The organism is Peptacetobacter hiranonis, assembly GCF_008151785.1.
Classification (GTDB): domain Bacteria; phylum Bacillota; class Clostridia; order Peptostreptococcales; family Peptostreptococcaceae; genus Peptacetobacter; species Peptacetobacter hiranonis.
Genome location: NZ_CP036523.1, coordinates 808,847 through 827,099 on the forward strand (window position 1 = coordinate 808,847; position 18,253 = coordinate 827,099).

Annotated in this window: 17 protein-coding genes and 1 other RNA gene; 13 read left to right on the forward strand and 5 right to left on the reverse strand. The window is 30.6% G+C overall.

Going from position 1 to position 18,253, the window contains the following annotated elements; translation table 11 throughout:
• Positions 1-55: 55 nt before the first annotated feature.
• The 6 genes from KGNDJEFE_RS03850 to KGNDJEFE_RS03875 all read left to right on the forward strand — a co-directional run bounded on the left by KGNDJEFE_RS03850 (position 56) and on the right by KGNDJEFE_RS03875 (position 5,302).
• Entirely contained in the window at positions 56-391 is a 336-nt protein-coding gene (locus tag KGNDJEFE_RS03850) for a metal-sensitive transcriptional regulator (protein WP_006439916.1), read from the forward strand.
• Positions 392-399: 8 nt separating this feature from the next.
• Positions 400-837: a SoxR reducing system RseC family protein gene (locus KGNDJEFE_RS03855; RefSeq protein WP_006439917.1), complete on the forward strand. Its 438-nt coding sequence runs from the start codon at positions 400-402 to the stop codon at positions 835-837.
• 145 nt (positions 838-982) lie between these two features.
• Positions 983-2,167, forward strand: a complete 1,185-nt coding sequence (locus tag KGNDJEFE_RS03860; RefSeq protein WP_040410390.1) for an alginate O-acetyltransferase AlgX-related protein — start codon at positions 983-985, stop codon at positions 2,165-2,167.
• 14 nt (positions 2,168-2,181) lie between these two features.
• Complete coding sequence (locus tag KGNDJEFE_RS03865) at positions 2,182-3,600, forward strand: MBOAT family O-acyltransferase (protein ID WP_006439919.1); 1,419 nt, start codon at positions 2,182-2,184, stop codon at positions 3,598-3,600.
• Between the two features lie 127 nt (positions 3,601-3,727).
• Positions 3,728-4,987 carry an IS91 family transposase gene (locus KGNDJEFE_RS03870; protein ID WP_170239656.1) on the forward strand — a complete coding sequence of 420 codons (1,260 nt, stop codon included), beginning with the start codon at positions 3,728-3,730 and terminating at the stop codon, positions 4,985-4,987.
• 87 nt (positions 4,988-5,074) lie between these two features.
• Positions 5,075-5,302, forward strand: coding sequence for a hypothetical protein (locus KGNDJEFE_RS03875; protein WP_118549764.1), 228 nt, complete (start codon positions 5,075-5,077; stop codon positions 5,300-5,302).
• A gap of 63 nt (positions 5,303-5,365) precedes the next feature.
• Here the strand turns inward: KGNDJEFE_RS03875 and KGNDJEFE_RS03880 are convergent, their stop codons facing one another.
• The 3 genes from KGNDJEFE_RS03880 to srtB all read right to left on the reverse strand — a co-directional run bounded on the left by KGNDJEFE_RS03880 (position 5,366) and on the right by srtB (position 7,612).
• Complete coding sequence (locus KGNDJEFE_RS03880; RefSeq protein WP_148881797.1) at positions 5,366-6,010, reverse strand: threonine/serine exporter family protein; 645 nt, start codon at positions 6,008-6,010, stop codon at positions 5,366-5,368.
• Positions 6,010-6,828, reverse strand: a complete 819-nt coding sequence (locus KGNDJEFE_RS03885; protein WP_006439921.1) for a threonine/serine exporter family protein — start codon at positions 6,826-6,828, stop codon at positions 6,010-6,012. The genes KGNDJEFE_RS03880 and KGNDJEFE_RS03885 overlap by 1 nt, the downstream gene beginning before the upstream one ends.
• A 112-nt stretch (positions 6,829-6,940) precedes the next feature.
• Entirely contained in the window at positions 6,941-7,612 is a 672-nt protein-coding gene (srtB, locus tag KGNDJEFE_RS03890) for a class B sortase (RefSeq protein WP_242649214.1), read from the reverse strand.
• Positions 7,613-7,919: 307 nt separating this feature from the next.
• Between srtB and rnpB the strand changes: the two genes are divergently transcribed.
• The 4 genes from rnpB to KGNDJEFE_RS03910 all read left to right on the forward strand — a co-directional run bounded on the left by rnpB (position 7,920) and on the right by KGNDJEFE_RS03910 (position 13,479).
• An RNA gene (gene rnpB / locus KGNDJEFE_RS03895) (RNase P RNA component class A) lies at positions 7,920-8,256 on the forward strand.
• A 310-nt stretch (positions 8,257-8,566) separates the two neighbouring features.
• Entirely contained in the window at positions 8,567-11,086 is a 2,520-nt protein-coding gene (locus KGNDJEFE_RS03900) for an SPOR domain-containing protein (protein ID WP_006439923.1), read from the forward strand.
• A gap of 88 nt (positions 11,087-11,174) precedes the next feature.
• Positions 11,175-13,172, forward strand: a complete 1,998-nt coding sequence (locus KGNDJEFE_RS03905; protein ID WP_006439924.1) for a hypothetical protein — start codon at positions 11,175-11,177, stop codon at positions 13,170-13,172.
• Positions 13,165-13,479 (forward strand): hypothetical protein, encoded by a 315-nt coding sequence (locus KGNDJEFE_RS03910; RefSeq protein WP_006439925.1) that lies wholly within the window; start codon positions 13,165-13,167, stop codon positions 13,477-13,479. The genes KGNDJEFE_RS03905 and KGNDJEFE_RS03910 overlap by 8 nt, the downstream gene beginning before the upstream one ends.
• A 509-nt stretch (positions 13,480-13,988) precedes the next feature.
• On the opposite strand, the gene KGNDJEFE_RS03915 is transcribed toward KGNDJEFE_RS03910, so the two are convergent.
• Both KGNDJEFE_RS03915 and KGNDJEFE_RS03920 read right to left on the reverse strand, forming a co-directional pair.
• The gene (locus tag KGNDJEFE_RS03915) at positions 13,989-15,065 is read right to left on the reverse strand and encodes a pyridoxal phosphate-dependent aminotransferase (protein WP_006439926.1); all 1,077 of its coding nucleotides are present in this window, start codon (positions 15,063-15,065) and stop codon (positions 13,989-13,991) included.
• Between the two features lie 41 nt (positions 15,066-15,106).
• A complete protein-coding gene (locus KGNDJEFE_RS03920; protein ID WP_006439927.1) occupies positions 15,107-15,370 on the reverse strand; it encodes a hypothetical protein in 264 nt (87 codons plus the stop codon).
• A gap of 266 nt (positions 15,371-15,636) precedes the next feature.
• Here KGNDJEFE_RS03920 and KGNDJEFE_RS03925 point away from each other — a divergent pair, with 266 nt between their 5' ends.
• From KGNDJEFE_RS03925 to KGNDJEFE_RS03935, 3 genes are all read left to right on the forward strand, one after another.
• Complete coding sequence (locus KGNDJEFE_RS03925; protein WP_006439928.1) at positions 15,637-16,203, forward strand: hypothetical protein; 567 nt, start codon at positions 15,637-15,639, stop codon at positions 16,201-16,203.
• A 497-nt stretch (positions 16,204-16,700) separates the two neighbouring features.
• Complete coding sequence (hpt, locus tag KGNDJEFE_RS03930) at positions 16,701-17,231, forward strand: hypoxanthine phosphoribosyltransferase (protein WP_006439929.1); 531 nt, start codon at positions 16,701-16,703, stop codon at positions 17,229-17,231.
• Between the two features lie 231 nt (positions 17,232-17,462).
• Positions 17,463-18,233: a phosphatase PAP2 family protein gene (locus KGNDJEFE_RS03935; protein WP_170239657.1), complete on the forward strand. Its 771-nt coding sequence runs from the start codon at positions 17,463-17,465 to the stop codon at positions 18,231-18,233.
• The last annotated feature ends 20 nt before the right edge of the window (positions 18,234-18,253 follow it).

An 18,253-nucleotide genomic window follows, 5' to 3' on the forward strand; every position in this document is an offset into this window, starting at 1 on the left:
GTGATATAATAGTATATGATAAATATAAAAATAGGGAAAGAATGGGGAAATCTTAATGGAAATGGAAAAGAAAAAATGTGCTTGCTGTGGAAGTGGTAATAAGGACAGAAAGCTTTCTGCCAGAAATGACAGAGATGACCTTATTAAAAGATTAAAGAGAATAGAGGGACAGGTAAAGGGAATCCAAAATATGATTGAAGACGAGAGATATTGTATAGATATTCTTGTTCAGATATCTGCTGCTAAGGCGGCTATAGATAGAGTAGGGAAGATAATTCTTGAAAATCATATAAAAGGATGTATTACCGAAAGTATAAAATACGAGAGCCAAGATGAGTCTGATGAGCTTATCGAGGAACTAATGAAAAATATTTATAAATTCTTAAAATAGGAGGACAAATGAATCAGGACGGATATATAGTAGAAATAATTGACGAAGATACTGCTATGATGAGAATGATGAGAATGTCTGCCTGTGCAAAATGTGGTAAGTGTATGTCTGCATCTTCAGAATCTGAGGAGATTTTAGTTGAAGTGGATAATACTATCGGTGCTAAGGTAGGGGATCATGTCGTAGTTAGTATGGAGCATATAAATGTTATGAAAGCTACATTTTTAGTTTATGTGATACCAATGGTTCTTCTTATAGTTGGTATAGTAGGATCATACTATGCACTTAATGCTATAGGTTTTAATGGAGCTACAGAGGTTGTTGCTGCTGTTATAGGTATTGCACTTATGGGACTTTCTTATATATACTTAAAAATAAACGATAAAAAGTTTAAAGAGAGTAGAGAATACGTTCCTGTTGTCACAAAAATATTATTCGATTTATAGATTAATAAAAAATGCTACTAATTTATTAGGTTATTAATATATTAGTGGCATTTTTATTTGTTTATTTAACTTTACATTATAATTAAAAATTGTATAATATAATAGTGAATTTATAGAGTGAAAAATAATAGGGGAGGAACAAAATTTGAATAAAAGAAAGGCAATATTCTTGATAGTACCTTTTTTAAGTATTATATTTTCTGTGGGATTGTCGAATTTTTTTATAGAAGATAAAGATGTTAGTAAATCTGAAAATAGAGAACTTCAGCAGATGCCAGGGATTGGAGCTATAAAGGATAAGACGTTTACAAGTCTTTTTGAAACATACTATACTGACCAGTTTATGTTTAGAGATGAGCTTATAAAAGCTGATATAAAATGGCAGATGTTTACAAAAAAATCTAATATAAAAGGATTGTATCTAGCTGATGATAATTGGATAATGGGAGGCGTGGAAACAAGTGAGAAGAAAAAAGATGAGTATAAACCATTGGTTGAAAAAGTAGAAAAAATAAATAAAATGGTTGAAGCATCTAATAAGAAAATGTACTATGTTTCACTGCCACATAAAGTTAAAACATTATACAATAAGTATCCTAAAAAATATATAAATAAAAATTACGGGTTTGAAAATCACGAAAAGTTTTTATCTATGTTAAAGGATGATGATATAAACACTATAGATATAGGAAAATATTTTGTAGATAATTTTAGTGAAAAAACATTAGAAAAATTTTACTTTAAGACAGACCATCATTGGAATTCTTTGGGTGCATATGAAGCATTTAAGTATATAATTGAAGATTTGAATAAAACTATGGGATTAGATGTAGATTTAAGTAAATATACATATAAAACAAGCTATATAAAAAATAAGCCGTTTTTAGGAAGTTACAATAATAATCTTTATGGAATGTTTACTAAAGATGAGGATGTACCATATGTTTATATGGATAGAAAATACAATAATAAGTACTATGAATTAAAAGATGGAAAATTTGACGAAGTAGAAGAAGATTATATAATAGGAAATGGGATTGATGACGATGAAATATCGTATGAAAAAGCATATACTGGAAACCATTCATATTATAAAATTGTAAATAAAAATGCAAAGACAAAAGAAAAAGTTTTAATGATAAGGGATTCATATCAGGCGCCACTTACGTGGCTGTTTTCAGATATATTTGAAGAAGTTGAGGTTGTAGATTTAAGAGCGACTGATTTGAATATTGATGATATATTAAAAATGAGTGATAGTAATATAGTAATGCTTATGTTCAACAATGGTTTTGATGTAGATGCTATATTAACTAATAGGATAAAATAAAAAAGGAGAGAAATATGGTATTTAGTAGTTTGGTTTTTTTATTTGTATTTTTACCTATAGTTCTTGTTTTATATTATTTATCGGGAAAAAAATATAGAAACTATCTGCTTTTATTGGCCAGTTTGTTCTTTTATGCGTGGGGAGAACCAACTTATGTTGTCATAATGCTGGTATCTATAGGTGCTAATTATTTATGTGGGCTTTTAGTAGATGAAAAAAGAGCTGATAAAGTTAGGGTAACGGGCGTTGTTATCTCGGTTATTTTCAATATATGTATGTTAGGTGTATTTAAATATAGTGGATTTTTTGTGAAAAATATCAATACAGCATTTAATACATCTCTACCTGTTCCAGAAATAGCATTGCCACTTGGAATTTCGTTCTTTACATTCCAGGCGATGAGTTATGTTATAGATGTGTACAGAAAAGATGCGAAGGTACAGAAAAATATATTTGATTTATCACTGTATATCAGTTTATTCCCACAGCTTGTAGCAGGGCCAATAGTAAGATATCAGACTGTAGCAGATCAGATAGAAGAAAGAGAGCATAATATAATTAAATTTGGAGATGGTGTAAGAAGATTCATAATAGGTCTTGGTAAAAAGGTTCTATTATCAAATTCGCTTGGTATGCTAGCTGATAGTGTGTTTGGAATGCAAACATATCAGCTTGCAGTAGTAAGCACTTGGCTTGGTATACTAGCGTACTCACTTCAGATATTCTTTGATTTTAGCGGATACTCAGATATGGCTATAGGTCTAGGAAAGATGTTTGGATTTGAGTTTTTAGAGAACTTTAATTATCCATATATATCACAGTCTGCATCCGAGTTTTGGAGAAGATGGCATATATCTTTAGGAAGTTGGTTTAGAGATTATGTGTATTTCCCACTTGGTGGAAGTAGACGTGGAAATGTTAGAACATATATAAATCTATTTATAGTATGGTTTTTAACAGGATTTTGGCATGGAGCAAGCTGGACATTTATAGCTTGGGGACTGTATTTTGGATTGTTGATAGGAATGGAAAAATCATATCTTGGAAAACTTTTAAATAAAGTACCTAGATTTGTAAGACATATATACTTATTACTAGTTGTAATGATAGGATGGGTATTCTTTAGAGCTGATAGTTTTAGTTACTCAATTGAATTTATAAAGAATATGTTCTTTATGGGAACAAATGTAATTTTTGATGGTGTGGCAGCGAGCTATATAAACGATTATTGGTTCGTTTTAGTTCTATCTATGATTTTCTGTATGCCAATAGTAGATTGGTTTAGAAGAAAGATTGAAGTTGCTAACGACAAAATTTTAGAGTCAAATATTAGTTATGTTCTAAATTCGGTAGTGTTCACAGGAATTTTATTGATTGTTATATTCAAATTGGTAAACTCAACATATAATCCATTCTTATACTTTAGATTCTAAAAGTACAGTTATAACTTTATTATTATAAAATAAAAGGCTGTTGCAATTAAATTTTGCAGCAGCCTTTTTTATTCCTAAGGAAATTATAATAATTTAAAACTGTGGAAAACTTATGTACAATAGTAATATGAATGTATTGAAAAAACAAAAAGATGAAAAAATCATTAAGAAAATATTAAAAAATCACTTTGAAGAATTCAAACTAAAATATTGGAATAAAGTTAGAAGAGAAATGAGGGATCAGATAGAAAATACTGTAATAAAGGCTTTAAATTGTGGAAATATAGAAAAAGGATATATAAAACATAAATGTATAGACTGTGGAGAGGAGTATATTCAAGGGTTCACTTGTAAAAGTAAGTTTTGCACAAAGTGTGGAAGAAAATATTCTATGGAATGGGCAGAAAAACAGGTAGAAAATATTCTTGATGTTTCTCATAGACATGCAGTTTTCACAATTCCAGAGGAGTTAAGAGTCTATTTCTACAGAAAGCGAGAGCTTTTAAAAGATTTACAAGATGCTACATATAAGGTATTAGATAGTTTTCATAAAAAGAAAACAAATGGAGATTATGAATTAGGGGTAATTGCTGTAGTACACACTTTTGGTGGAGATTTAAAATGGAATCCTCACATACATGCCTTATACACCGAAGGTGGAATAGATAGAAATAATAAGTGGTTTAAAAAATTAGATTTCATACCGTATACATATATGAAAAAAGTATGGCGAAAGTTGGTACTAGATATAATAAAAAACAACTTTAGAGATAGAAAAACTAGAAATTTGATAAATAAGTTATATAAGAAAGAATTCTATGTAAATGCAGAAAGACGTTTAACTAATATAAAACAGGCAACTCAATATATAGGTAGATATTTGGCTAGACCAGCTATCGCTGAGTATAGAATAATTAATTACGATGGGAAAAATGTAACTTACTGGTATGAAAACAAAAAACCTAAGGGAAAAAGAGAAATAACTGTAAATGTATTAGAATTTATAGGTAAAATAACCCAACATATTCACCCGAAGGGTTTTAGAGTTGCAAGAAGATACGGTCTATATTCAAGAGTAAAAAATAAATTAAGCATAGAAATATTGAAATTATATAATTTTATGAGACACAGAAATATATCTAAGCTGATAAAAAAGAAGAATACAGTAAAGAAAAATTTTAAAGATAGATTGATAGAATCATTTGGAGTAAATCCTTATATTTGTAAAAAGTGTGGAAAAGACATGATTCTATGGGAAATATGGCATTATAAATATGGATTAATATATAATGTACTAGATAAATCAAATTATAAAAGAATAATCTACGAAGAAATTATAGAAAAAGAAATTTCTTTGAATACAACAACACAAAAAGAATTATTTTAAAAGTCTATTAAATAGGCTAGCTTTGCTATACTCAAATATAAATAATAGTGTATAATTAGTGTAATTAAAATTATTAGGAGAAATAGTATGCTAAAAGAATTAGAAGAAATGAGTAAAGGACAAAAGTTATACAATTATGAATGTAAGTCTTGTGGATTTGAAAAAGGAGTACCAGAATTTATATTAGAAGAACTAAGACAAGATGCATTCTTTTCATTGGGAGCGATAGCTTCGCTAAATGAAAAAAATATGCCAGAATTAATTTGTCCTAATTGTGGAGCTAAATTTGAATACAAAAAAACTGACGACCGTTAGGTGTCAGTTAAAGGTACTGTCACAAGAACACCTTTTAAAGGTGTTCTGTGGCAGTATTTTTTATTATTCATCATCTTCTTTATCATCACTTAAATGTAACTCAAACTCAGCAGTATGCTCTGTAACAAGTCCGCTGAAGTCTTTTTCTTTTACTTTAATATTCTTTCCGACTTTCTTTTTACCAGATTTTTTCTTTGTGTTAGGATCAGCTTCTATATTGAATTCACGTTTTTTCAGTATAGGTCTTAAATTGGCAAGTAAGTCACCTTTAAATCTATAAATATTTACAGTTCTAACAAGGGCAGCAACAACAAGTACTCCAAGAGCTATAGAACAGCTAAGAAGTATTGCACTAGCACCTTTTGTAGCAGCTAATAGGTAGTCTTCTTGAATAATTGCAAGCATTGTATTGTAAAGCCCGATCCCTGGAATTAGAGGAAGGACACCAGCGATAACAAACAGAATAGCTGGTTGATACATTTTTCTTGCCAAAATTTCACTCATTGCCGAAACAGATGCAGCAGCTAAAAATCCTGATAAAGATGTATTATTTGTAAATTCCATAATTACCAAGTACACAATCCAACCAATACCACCTACTAATCCAGCTGGCAGAAGTAGTTTTAGAGGTATATTAAAGAATACTGAAAATCCTATAGTTGCAATTGTAGCGAATATAAAGTGTGAAAATAAGGACATATCACCCATTATAAAACACCTCCTAATTTAAACCATAAATCGAGAACAACCCCGACACCAGATGCTATAGAAAGTAAAATCATAAATGCCTCAAAAACTCTAGATATACCAGAGATTAGGTTTCCAGATATAAGATCTCGTATAGATTTTATAACTGCGACTCCAGGAAGAAGTGGCATGATAGAACCAACTATTAGCATAGTAGGCGTTGCTAGGATATTCATTTCAGTAAGTACAACACCAAGTATTGTTATTACAAATGATGCGACAACACATGAAAATGCAGAAATTGAACTAATCTTCATAATCTGGTCGTAAATAATATCCCCGATGATAGCAACTATAAATGTGAATATGAAGTTTTGTAATTGGTTTCCACCAAGTAAACAGGCAAAACAAGCAGATGCAAGTCCTGTACATGAGTAGAAGAACCATAACGGATAAGATTCAGCTCTATCTATTTCGTACAATTCAGCTATAGACTTATCTATATCCGGATTTTTAACAGAGCAAAACTCTCTTGAAAAATTGTTAAGCATAGAAATCTTGTTTAAATTTATTCCTCTCTTATCAATAGTTTTCATAAAACAGAATCCGTCAAATTTTTCGTCTGAAATAATTACAACTGTTGGAGTTGTAAAGACATTTGCATGATAAAATCCTTGTGATCTGCATATTCTAAGGACACTGTCCTCAACCCTAGAAGTTTCGGCACCGTTTTTTATCATGAGCTCCCCGACGAAGAGAGCTATTTTTAGAATATTCTTCTTGTACTCTTTTTCCTCTGCTTCAGTAGCGAATCTTGGATCAGTAGTAGAAGTATCCATAAATCAATCCCCCCTTATAATTTGTACCTTTATAACACTTAACTTCTTATAATATTTACTTTTGAATATATAACACACCTTAAAAATTTATACCTATTAAAAGATATGATTATTATTGAATAGGTATTTTGTCAATTAATTTTGCCTCAAGTACCGTTCTTGCATCGTCAAACTCATAGCTACAAGTAGATAAAGTCAATATCTTGTCTTTATATTTTGGAGTGGCATCCTCATTCCAATATGTTGAGCTAGCTCTTACCTGATTCATATACTCATTGAAGTCGTTCTCTCCATCAAAATCAACTTTTACATAATCAAATTCTGGCTTTGCAACAAAAATAGAAAATGGCTCGTAAATATACTCATAATCTCCTCTGTAGATATGAATTAAAGAATCACTATTCCAAAAATCCTTTTCTTTGAACAGCTCTAAATTGTTAAACATAGTCTTATTCTTCATATTATGCCCGTAGATAACCGTACTCTCATCTGTTTCAAAATTATTTCTATAATCCATAAACAGTGTTCCAGATTTTGAGTCCTCTCCAAGAAAATCTCTGTACAGATAGTAGTCGTTGTTTCCGTAAGATACAACTGGATAATTTATATTTGTATTCTCAACGAAAAGCCAAAGTCTGTAATCGGGATTTATATTTTTTAAATCATCTTCCATAAAACCTTCCTCAGCTTCTGGACTATAATTTTCCCGAATTTCAGTATAGGTATCGCTTGCCTTCTTGTAATCTAAAAGCGTCGTCACGATTTTATAGCCACTAACTGCCATAACCGCGACGAGAACCAGAGAAATAAAATTCCTTAAATGCTTATTCATATCTATATAAAATTTGAAATTAACATCTTTTTAAATGTTATTTTTCAAAAATTTATTTCCTTTCTAAAAATTTTATCTATATATAATTATAACGGCAATTGCAAATATAAACTATATAAAAATAGAATAAATTTATAGTAATATGATATAAAAATAGAATAAATTTATAGCTAACAAAAAATGAAAGTTATAAATAGAAAAGATAAATATTTTGACAGAGTTATTTTTATATGGTAAACTAACATAGTTAATTTAATAGTGAGTAAGCCAGATAATCGTGGGCAGAGAAATCTGCGTGAGGAAAGTCGGGGCTCCACAGAGCAGGGTGCTAGGTAACGCCTAGTGAGAGTGATCTTAAGGAAAGTGCAACAGAAATAAACCGCCAGCAATGGTAAGGATGGAACGGCGAGGTAAGAGCTCACCAGCGGCTAGGTGACTAGTCGGCTATGTAAACCCCACCTGGAGCAAGACCAAAATAGGGCTAAAGAGTATTGCTCGTACTCTCCGGTTGGTAGGTCGCTTGAGCTTATTGGTGACAATAAGTCTAGAAAGATGATTATCTAATACAGAACCCCGCTTATAGACTTGCTCACTTCCGTTAGACTATTAGACGTTGATAATTTTATCAGCGTCTTTTTTATTTCTAAATTAGCTAGAACACGAAAGAAAATTTTTTAGAAAAACTATTGATTTATAATTTGAGATATTACAGAGTTATCGTAGAGTATTTAAGTTGTATAAATTATTTAAAATAATGAAAATAAATGAAAAAAATGGTATGATTATAAGTGGAATATTAACTTATAAATGATATAATAGAGAAGTACAGCTGACAAAGTTAGCTGACAAAAAATCGTATAATACATAGATAAGTTTGATATTATAGATAAATTTGTTGGGCAAGGAGTGAATAGTTTGAATAGTATAATAAAAGGAACTGTTTTAAACGTAACACAGAGATTTTTAAAACAGGAAAGCAAAACAAACAAAAAATTAGACAATATATTAAATAAAAAATTTGAAAAAGTTGAGTTAAATGAAGTTAAATATATAGAATTATTAAAATATAACGTACTATTTTATAAGACTTTATCAAGAAATACAGAACCAATCATATCAAAATGGATACTTGAAAAATATATCCCAGATATAGATGAGTTAGAAAGTGATATAGAACTTATAAATGCTAAATGTAGAAAATACATAAATATAGCTAAAAGAGACGGTATAGAAAATCTAAAAGAGGCAGACCTTCAGAGTTTCAACTACTATGATAAAATGGATAACTCTGAAAAGATAAAAAGACTTCAGAAAGACTACAAAGTTTTAAATATATATATGGAAGTTTTAACTATGACTCTAAGAGAGCTAAGTCTTAGAAAGGAAGAAAGTGCAGAAATCTTCCTTATGAATCCAGCAGATGCTAGAATGGAATTAAAAAGAGAAATCATAGTTATAGTTAATAGAATATTAGCAGGTGGATCTAAAAAAGACGATGCTGCTGATGAAAAACAGCATGTTGAGCACACTGAAGAAAAAAATATAGTAGATGTTGAATTTTTAAGAAGAGTAAAACTTATATCTAATGCAGAACTTAATGATAGTATAGAAGAAGAATTCAAAAGAATATTAACTTTAGAAAACCTAGAAGCCGATGAAGCATATGGATTTGGTGGAAGAGTAATATATGACTTTGCAGCAGCTACAGTATTATTAGAATTCCTAAAAAGTAGAAGTTTAATAGAAGGTGCTATGAGACTTACTGTAGCAGGAGAATTTGGTGAAGAAAACTTCAGCGACTTCTTAACTGCAATAATAAAAGATAGAAAACTAGTAGAGCTTGATACATGGAAAGAAGCATGCAAATACTTTAGAGATAATAAAGAATGTGTAGAAGCTACAACTCCTGCAACTATAAAAAGAACTGTTCCAGCGGATGTAGATATGGATGAATACGCATATATGCTTGAAAATGCTGATAAATCAGAGCCATTTAGAAACAAGCTATCAAGAAGAATAGACCCATCTCTAGTAATACCAGCAGTTAGAGTAAAAGAGGTAGAACCAGAGATAGTTGAAGAAGAAGTAGAAGAAGTAGTTGAGGATACAGTTGATGAAGAAATAGTAGAAGCTGTATCTACAGAAGAAGTTGTTGAAGATGTAGAAGTTCCTTCAAATGCGTCTGATGACCACGAAATACACGTTGATCTTGGAAGAAGAAGAGAAGCTATAAGAAATATAGAAAGACAGGAACTAGAAGCTGAAAGAGTTGAAAGATTAAAACAAGAAGAAGCTGACAAATTAAATGATCCTGTTGAAAGAGCTAAAAAAGCAGTAGATGAACTTAAAAAAGAAATATCTGAAGTTGAAGAAGATACTGATTACGATGAAGTAGTTGAAGAAACAGTAGAAGAAGTATCTATAGATGCAAATATATCAGAAACAGAAGAAGACGATTTACAGGAAATATCTAGAATAGCTGGAATAAATGAAGAGGTTGAAGAAGAAGAGGAAGAAATAGAAGAAGAACCTAAGAAAAGAGGAATATTCTCTATATTTGGAAGAAAAAAAGATGAAGAAGAGTACGAAGAAGAAGAAGACTCTGAAGATAAAGAATACGAAGAAGACAACTACTATGCTGACGAAGATGTTGTAGAAAATGAAGAGAATGAAGAATACTACGACGATGAAGAAGAAGTAGAATATGTTGATGACGATTATGAAGGAGACGATGTTGAAATCGAGGAAGAAGTAGTAATCGTTAAAGATGAAGAATACAAAAAATCTAGAAAAAAATTAGACTTAATAATAGCAGTACTTATAGTTGCAATAGCTGCAAGTGGATACTTCCTAACTATCAATAGAAAAAGACAGCAAGAAGCAGAAAAACAGCAGCAGATAAAACAGGAACAGCAGTTAGAAGAACAGAAAAAAGAAGAAGAACGGAGAAAAAAAGCCGAAGCTGAAAAAATAGCTGCTGAAGAAGCTAAAAGAGCTGAAGAAATGGAAAAAGCTAAACAGGGTGGAGAATACTACAGAGTTTATGCTGGATCATTAAAAGAAAAATCTCATGCTGAAAGCCTAATAACAAACCTTGATAAAAAAGGATTAAAAGGCGAAATGATAAAAATTGGAAACTATTACAAAGTATTTGTAGGTGGAGATACTGGTGTATACTCAGAAGCACAGAAACAGTTATCTGCTATAAAAGCTAAAGGTTTTGATGGATATATAGAAAAATACGACAGATACTGTGACTTAAAAATAGAAGACTTTAGACTAAAAGCTAAAACTATGGACAAAGCACAGGTAGAACAGGCGTACAATGCATTAAAAGAAGAGTTAAAATCTAGAAGAAACTTCAAAGATTACGACAAAATAATGGCACAGACTTATGATGAAATAATGGCTGAAAAAACTGAATAATAGTTAAATAGTATTGCTGTCTGAGTCATCAGGCAGCAATAATTTTAAAAAAGTACTTTAAAATATTTTTAGGTTGGAGTTGGTACCGATGTTAAAACTAGGTGAAAAAATAATATATGAATTATCTGAAGGGTTCAGCTTAGAGGGAATCAATAGATACTCATCTGCTGGGAAAAAGCTATTCATAACAAATTTAGGAAATATAATAATCGGAAATGATGAGGATGTAATGTCTGATAGCGGAACAAGATATGTATATAGCTACTCAGAACATAAAATAAAACTATCAGCTTCTTTAGAAAAAGAGGACATAGTAATATATGACGAAAACGTTCCATTCATTGTTGGAAGTGGTAGAGGGTCAAAAGAAGTTCCAGGAAATTTAAAAATAAGAATGAGCATAAAAGACTATTCTCTAATATGTAAAAATCAGAGAGATTTTATCTTTGAAATAAACGACGATAAATGTTTCTTTATATTAGATGATGATAAAGTATTTATGGGTGGAATAAATAAAGACCATGAAAAATTTGTATTCATCGGAGGGAAAAATAGATTTGAAATATACTACGATGATATAGAAAGATTCCTAATAGAAGGAAGCCAGATCTCATTTAAGGGATATTTCCACATAGAAAGAGAATCAATAATAGCTAGAAGTGTACAGATATTTGCAAATAATATAAATAGAATTCTTCCAAGAGGATTTGAAGAAATGGTAGCTGGAAACAGAAAAATAGGAAATCTTCCTGCAGATAGCGATATAGTATTTAGTAGAATATCTGGAAATATTGGAGGATTTGACTATAATAATTCAAATATGCTGCTAGTTAGATATGCGGACAATCTTATCCTAATAAACAAAAAAACTAAGAAAAATGTAGTGTCTGTAAAATTTGAAGATTGCAGAAGAATAGCTGTTGGTAGAGAAAACATAATATACGATGGAAAGAATATATTTAGACTATACCTAAGCGATAAAAATAAAGAAATAATGGATATAAACTCTATCCCAGATGTTGAAAGAAACGACATAGGATTTACAAAATCTGGTAACCCACTATTTGTAAGAGCTGAAAATGGAATAGTTAGATTTATGAAATCTGAAGAAAAAGAAATAATGGCTATACCAGATAAAGATATAGTTGATATCGTTACAATAAAAGAGAACGACGAAGAAAAAATACACAAAGACTATTCTGCGACAGATATAAGATTTAAAAATGAGTATGTAAGAGTATATCTAAAAACAAGAATGGTAGAAAAACTTTTAAGAGATGTATTTTTAAGCTCTAAAAAAGATATGATTGAAGAAGCAGGAAACAAAGAAATATATCGGAACTGGGCAAAAGCTATGAACGATATGATAATGTACAACTTCTTTGCAGATCTTTATAACGTAAGAAAATTTGTAAAAGAAACTCTTGAACAGGATAATATAACTGATGAGGTTAGAATAAACCTAGTAAATATGCTTTATGATGAAGTTCAGGTACAGAAAGAAAATATAGATACACTTAGTGTTTATATGCCTGATGTTATAGAAAAAAGTGGAGAAAAACTATTTGAAAGAGAAGATATAAAACCAGATAGAAGCATATACAGAATGTTTGGCGATGTATTTGCAGATACAGCATATATGCTAAAAGACGGTTTAAGTGATATTGAGATAATATTAGGAAACTTGGACTTTGTCCTATCTCCTAGTGATAGAAGAAGACATGTCTATAGAATGCTTAAAGAAAATGAAAGCGATAAATTAAATCTATTTATGGAAAAAATACTTAAAAAGCTTAACCATATTATAGACAATATGTACCCATACTACATAAGAGAAATGAACGAAAAACTATACTATGTATTTGCTAAGCTAGGTCATGAATACGACAAGCTTCAGGCTGATGATGTTAAGGAAATTTTATTTGATGAAATAACAGAGATGTATGCCTTTGGGCAGCTTATGTACTCTGAGGAAGATGATACTAGAAGAAAAGAAATCATAGACCAGATTTATAAGACTGCTGATAAGGGAATAAGCGGTATAGATTCTAATAAATTCTTTATCGGAGGTGGTAGATATGAGTAGAAATATTTGGAAAGGCAATTATAGATTTTTAGAACTTGGTAGTGGAGAGGAGCTTTCACACTATCATGAGATAGATTTAGATCAGAAGATGTTAGAAAATCCTCTTTATGAAGAGGGGGATCTTTCTGATTATACAGATGATAGAGAGTCAGGTATATTCAATGATTTTGCAGCAGGTATTGAGATAAGCGATATAGATGATGATGCTGATGTAGATACTCAGTATCTTGAATTTGAAACTGACTTGGATGACTTTGATGAAGAGATAGATATGGATATAGAAGAATTACTGAATGATTTACAGTAGTAAATAGAGAGGGTTGGTGAAGTATCAACTCACTTCAAGAAAGATGTCATAGCCAAAAACACTCCAGGCTTCAGCGACACGCCCATTTATGTAACACATTTAAATGTTGCGTGTCGCTTGCAGATTGTCGTAGTTTTTGGCTATATCCATCTTTTTGCGAGAATAATATATTCACTAACCCTCTATTTTTATGTAAATCTTTCAGTAATTTCTTAGAAGAAGAGAGAAATCGGTTTGAATGGTGTAAATAGTAGAAGTTTTGAGATAAATGATAAGAAAAATTAATTATTATGTTTTAGTAGATAAGTAGGGTATAATTTTTTGTATGTAGAAGGAAATACCTTAGATTAAACCTAAAATACTATGGATTAAACAGTTTACTTGCATTAAAAAAGAAAGGTAACAAGTTATAAGCGACAATACTGCAAGCGCCCCACAACCGCTAAATGTGTTATATTAACGGGTGGGTCGCTGAAGCCTGGAGCACATAACTGTTACCTTTCTTTTTCCTATCCAAATATTTTTTTTAATTCAGAAATAAGTAATATATTTTCTTCAGGTTTTAATATACAAACCCTAAAGAAATATTCATCTAATCCATCAAATGAAGCACAATCCCTGATTATTATTCTTTCTGGAATTAGCTCATTTCTCAATTCTTCTGCTGTCATTCTTCTATCCACTATCTCACAAAGCACAAAATTACCATAAGTGTTATAAACCTTAACACCTGGAAGGAATCTTAACTCACTTTCAAGATAATCTCTCTCCTTGCTCATGTGCTCAATAGTTTCGTTGATGAAATCATCATCGACAAACATAATCTCGCCCATTCTAGATGCGACAACGTTTATATTCCAAAGGTCAAGTCTTTTATTTATAGCTTCTTTAACTTTTTCATTTGAAATAAGTCCGTATCCAAGTCTGATACCAGGAGTAGAGAAGAACTTAGAAGTTCCCCTTATCACAAATAAATTGTCGAACTCGTCTACAAGTGGAGTAGATGAGTATTTTGATGTGTCTGTAAACTCAACATAAGTTTCGTCAATCATAACATAACATCCACAAGTAGATACTATCTCTCTTATCTGGTCCTTAGAAAATGCAAATCCTGTAGGGTTGCAAGGGTTACAGATTATAAGAAGTTCGTAGCCACCTTCTTTAACAGTATTTGCCAAGTCTTTAGGATCTATTTCAAAATGATTTTCTTTTTTAGAGTAGTATTTTTTGATTTCACAGCCAATTTTATTTAATTCTTTTTCGTATTCAGAATAGGCTGGAGATACAAGTACCGCTTTTTTAGGGTTAACTGTGCCGATAAATGAAGATATTAGCTCAGTTGCACCACTTCCAAGTACTATATTTTCGCTGTTGCATTTGCAATATGTTGATATAGATTTTTTTAGCTCTACGTATTCTGGATCAGGATACATTGAAACCATGTCTATGTTGTCTATTACATACTGTTTAGCCTTTTTTGAAGAGCCAAATGGATTTATATTTGAACTGAAATCCATGAAGTCCTCTTTTGAAAATCCGTATTTTGCGGAAAGTTCATATAAATTTGCACCGTGATTTACACTCATAATGATACCTCCCAAATTTTATTTATCGTATTTTTATTGTATTAATTTTCTTCATCGAAGTTTATTATAAATTCTTCATCCCCACTGTTTATTTTAAGTATAGAAAGATTGAAGTTATCGTCGAATATAGAAACATTGTAAGTGAATACATCTCCGTTTTCTTTTTTAGACATTAAAAGATATGTTCCGTTTTCTTTGTCCTCTATTTCATCGCATATATCGTTGTAAACTTCTTCTCCAGTGAAAAATCCTGTATATCCTGATGATTTTATTTTTTCTTCTATTGCTTTGTATAATTTTTGCATATTGTCACCTCTTTTAAATTTTATATCGTAAATTTATTATAACATATAAGAGAGAGAATTAAATTAAAGTAGCACAATAGAAAAAAATTTACAAATTGTAATCATATAAAATAATAGTTTTGATAAATAAAGATAAAAACAATACTTGAAATATTCAGAAAATATTGACTATATAAAAGAAAAGTAGTAAGATAAAACTTATAAAAAATAATAAAAATAATAAATTTAGAACAAAATTAAAAAATTAATTTGAGGGGGATTAAAAAATGATATTAGAATACGATAAAGCACTTGAAATACTTAAAAAATACAATCAGGACGATTTTCATATAAGACATGGGGAAGTTGTTTCTGGTGTTATGAGATATTTTGCTAAGGAATATGATCCTGAGAGAGAAGATTTTTGGGCAACAGTTGGACTACTTCACGATATAGATTTTGAGATGTATCCAGATGAACACTGTATTAAAGCAGAAGAACTTTTAAGAGAAAATGGATACGATGAAGAGTTTATCCATGGGGTTGTTTGCCATGCTTATGGAATATGTGAAGGGCTAGAAAAGAAACCTGAGCATATAATGGAAAAGATTTTATTTGCCACAGATGAGCTTACAGGACTTATAGGTGCAGTTGCTATAATGAGACCTTCTAAGAGCGTTATGGATTTAGAGTTAAAATCTGTCAAGAAGAAATTCAAAACTCCTAAGTTTGCAGCAGGATGTTCAAGAGATACAATCAAAAAAGGTGCTGAAGAACTAGGATGGGAACTAGATGAACTAATGCAGAGAACAATAGATGCAATGAGAAGTTTATCACCTAAAATGGATATATAGTCATCGAGTTTTTTCAGTAGCAAATTTTACGCACAAACACAATTAATCGCTCTCCTGGCTTCGACGGCTCACCCATAAATGTAACACATTTCAAGGTTACGAGCCGTCTGCAGATAGTCGGTGCGATTTAATTTGTGTTAGCACGCAAAATTTTGAGCTACTGAAAAATCAACTTCGATGAGTTATATATCAATCTTTAGGTTTCAAAACTTGCGAGTTTGTGGTAAAAGTATAGGTACAGTTTAAATTATTTAAGATTATTTATTTCTATTACTACACGATATTTTCATTTCAGATTGTTAAAAATCACTTTAACTAAATGTTAAGGTGATTTTTTGTTGTATGAATTTTAGATGATAGAATTGGAATTTTTGTTTGAAAAAGATATGTTTTAGAGTATAATATATAATATCCAAAAATTATTTTTGATGAGAAATTCTTTTTTGAAGAATAATTAATAAATTCTAAATAACCCAGATAGCTGGTAGGAGGAAATTATGTACAAAGTAACTGGAAAGATGTTCACAGAAGAACAGATAAGAGAAAAGGTAATAGAATTAGGTAAACAGATAGAAAATGACTACAAAGGTGAAGAAGTTTTAGTAGTTGGTATTTTAAAAGGTGCAAATGTGTTCACTTGTGACCTTATAAGACAGATAGACTTAGATGTTAAGATAGACTTTATGAGTGTTTCAAGCTATGGTTCAGGAACTGAGTCTTCAGGTACAGTTAGAATATTAAAAGACTTAGATACAGATATAAAAGGAAGAAATGTTCTTATAGTTGAAGATATAATAGACTCAGGTAGAACTCTTAGCAATTTAGTTAAAGAGCTACAGATAAGAGAGCCAAAGAGCTTAAAATTATGTACTCTACTAGACAAACCAAGCAGAAGAGTTGTAGATGTAGATGTTGAATACGTTGGATTTGAAATAGAAGATAAATTCATAGTAGGATACGGAATAGACTATGCAGAAAAATATAGAAATCTTCCTTATATAGGAATAGTTGAAGACGTAGCTGAATAATTGATTATACAAGGCATGCTTTTTAAGTATGCCTTTAAATTTGTAGATGTATGAAAAATAAATATTATAATTAGAAAGGAATCAGATTAGATGAATATAAATTATTTTGAACATATTCAGGCTCCAATACTTTTATTTTTCCAGAGTATTAGGAACCCGATTTTAAATTTACTTTTTTTATTTTTTACTATTAGTACGGAAACACCAGTAGTTGTAATATTTACAGCCATTATGTACTGGTGTATTGATAAGAAAATAGGACGGAGAATGTTATACGCACTTACAGGAAATATTGCTTTAAATGGGGCAATTAAGGATTATTTTAAGGTAGAAAGACCTATTGGAAAGTTTGGACTTGAGTCTATGAGAGTTGAAACTGCGACAGGATATTCATTCCCAAGTGGGCATACTCAGACTGCGACTACATTTTGGACTTCTTTAGCGGTTCAGTTAAAGAAAAAATGGGTGTATGTTTTAGCAGCAGTTATGGCTATAGGTGCTGGTATTTCAAGACTTTATCTAGCTGTTCATTGGCCAATGGACGTTGTTGCAGGGCTTATTCTTGGATTTTTATTTACTATACTTTTAATAAAGATAATGGATAGATCTGAAAAAAGTGGAAAATATTGGGAAATGATACTTATTTTAGTTCCGCTTGCGATAATGGCATTTGTGCTAAAGAGCAGTGATTATACTAAACTTTTTGCACTTATGTTTGGATTTACTATCGGATATATTTTGGAAAGAGAGTATGTATCTTTTGAAGTCATAGATAGAAAAAATATGAGCAATGGAGAAATTATTAAAAAGAATGGGAAAAGATTCTTAATAGGAATGCTTAGTTTAGGTGTTGTTTATTTAGGATTAAAACTTGTATTTTCTTTATTTGGAGCAGCTGATGGAAGTACACTTGATATGGTGCTAGATTTTGTTAGATATTCGGCTGTTGTTATTCAGGGGGTAGCTGGTGCTCCATATTTATTTAAAAAAATGGGAATATAATTTTTAGATAAGAGTTTAAA

Excerpts from the sequence above, each read along its gene's own strand:
- KGNDJEFE_RS03850 (WP_006439916.1), top strand. The coding sequence starts at position 56 with ATGGAAATGGAAAAGAAAAAATGTGCTTGCTGTGGAAGTGGTAATAAG.
- KGNDJEFE_RS03855 (WP_006439917.1), top strand. The coding sequence starts at position 400 with ATGAATCAGGACGGATATATAGTAGAAATAATTGACGAAGATACTGCT.
- KGNDJEFE_RS03865 (WP_006439919.1), top strand. The coding sequence starts at position 2,182 with ATGGTATTTAGTAGTTTGGTTTTTTTATTTGTATTTTTACCTATAGTT.
- KGNDJEFE_RS03870 (WP_170239656.1), top strand. The coding sequence starts at position 3,728 with ATGAATGTATTGAAAAAACAAAAAGATGAAAAAATCATTAAGAAAATA.
- KGNDJEFE_RS03875 (WP_118549764.1), top strand. The coding sequence starts at position 5,075 with ATGCTAAAAGAATTAGAAGAAATGAGTAAAGGACAAAAGTTATACAAT.
- KGNDJEFE_RS03880 (WP_148881797.1), bottom strand. The coding sequence starts at position 6,010 with ATGGGTGATATGTCCTTATTTTCACACTTTATATTCGCTACAATTGCA.
- KGNDJEFE_RS03885 (WP_006439921.1), bottom strand. The coding sequence starts at position 6,828 with ATGGATACTTCTACTACTGATCCAAGATTCGCTACTGAAGCAGAGGAA.
- srtB (WP_242649214.1), bottom strand. The coding sequence starts at position 7,612 with ATGGCAGTTAGTGGCTATAAAATCGTGACGACGCTTTTAGATTACAAG.
- KGNDJEFE_RS03905 (WP_006439924.1), top strand. The coding sequence starts at position 11,175 with ATGTTAAAACTAGGTGAAAAAATAATATATGAATTATCTGAAGGGTTC.
- KGNDJEFE_RS03910 (WP_006439925.1), top strand. The coding sequence starts at position 13,165 with ATGAGTAGAAATATTTGGAAAGGCAATTATAGATTTTTAGAACTTGGT.
- KGNDJEFE_RS03915 (WP_006439926.1), bottom strand. The coding sequence starts at position 15,065 with ATGAGTGTAAATCACGGTGCAAATTTATATGAACTTTCCGCAAAATAC.
- KGNDJEFE_RS03920 (WP_006439927.1), bottom strand. The coding sequence starts at position 15,370 with ATGCAAAAATTATACAAAGCAATAGAAGAAAAAATAAAATCATCAGGA.
- KGNDJEFE_RS03925 (WP_006439928.1), top strand. The coding sequence starts at position 15,637 with ATGATATTAGAATACGATAAAGCACTTGAAATACTTAAAAAATACAAT.
- hpt (WP_006439929.1), top strand. The coding sequence starts at position 16,701 with ATGTACAAAGTAACTGGAAAGATGTTCACAGAAGAACAGATAAGAGAA.
- KGNDJEFE_RS03935 (WP_170239657.1), top strand. The coding sequence starts at position 17,463 with ATGTACTGGTGTATTGATAAGAAAATAGGACGGAGAATGTTATACGCA.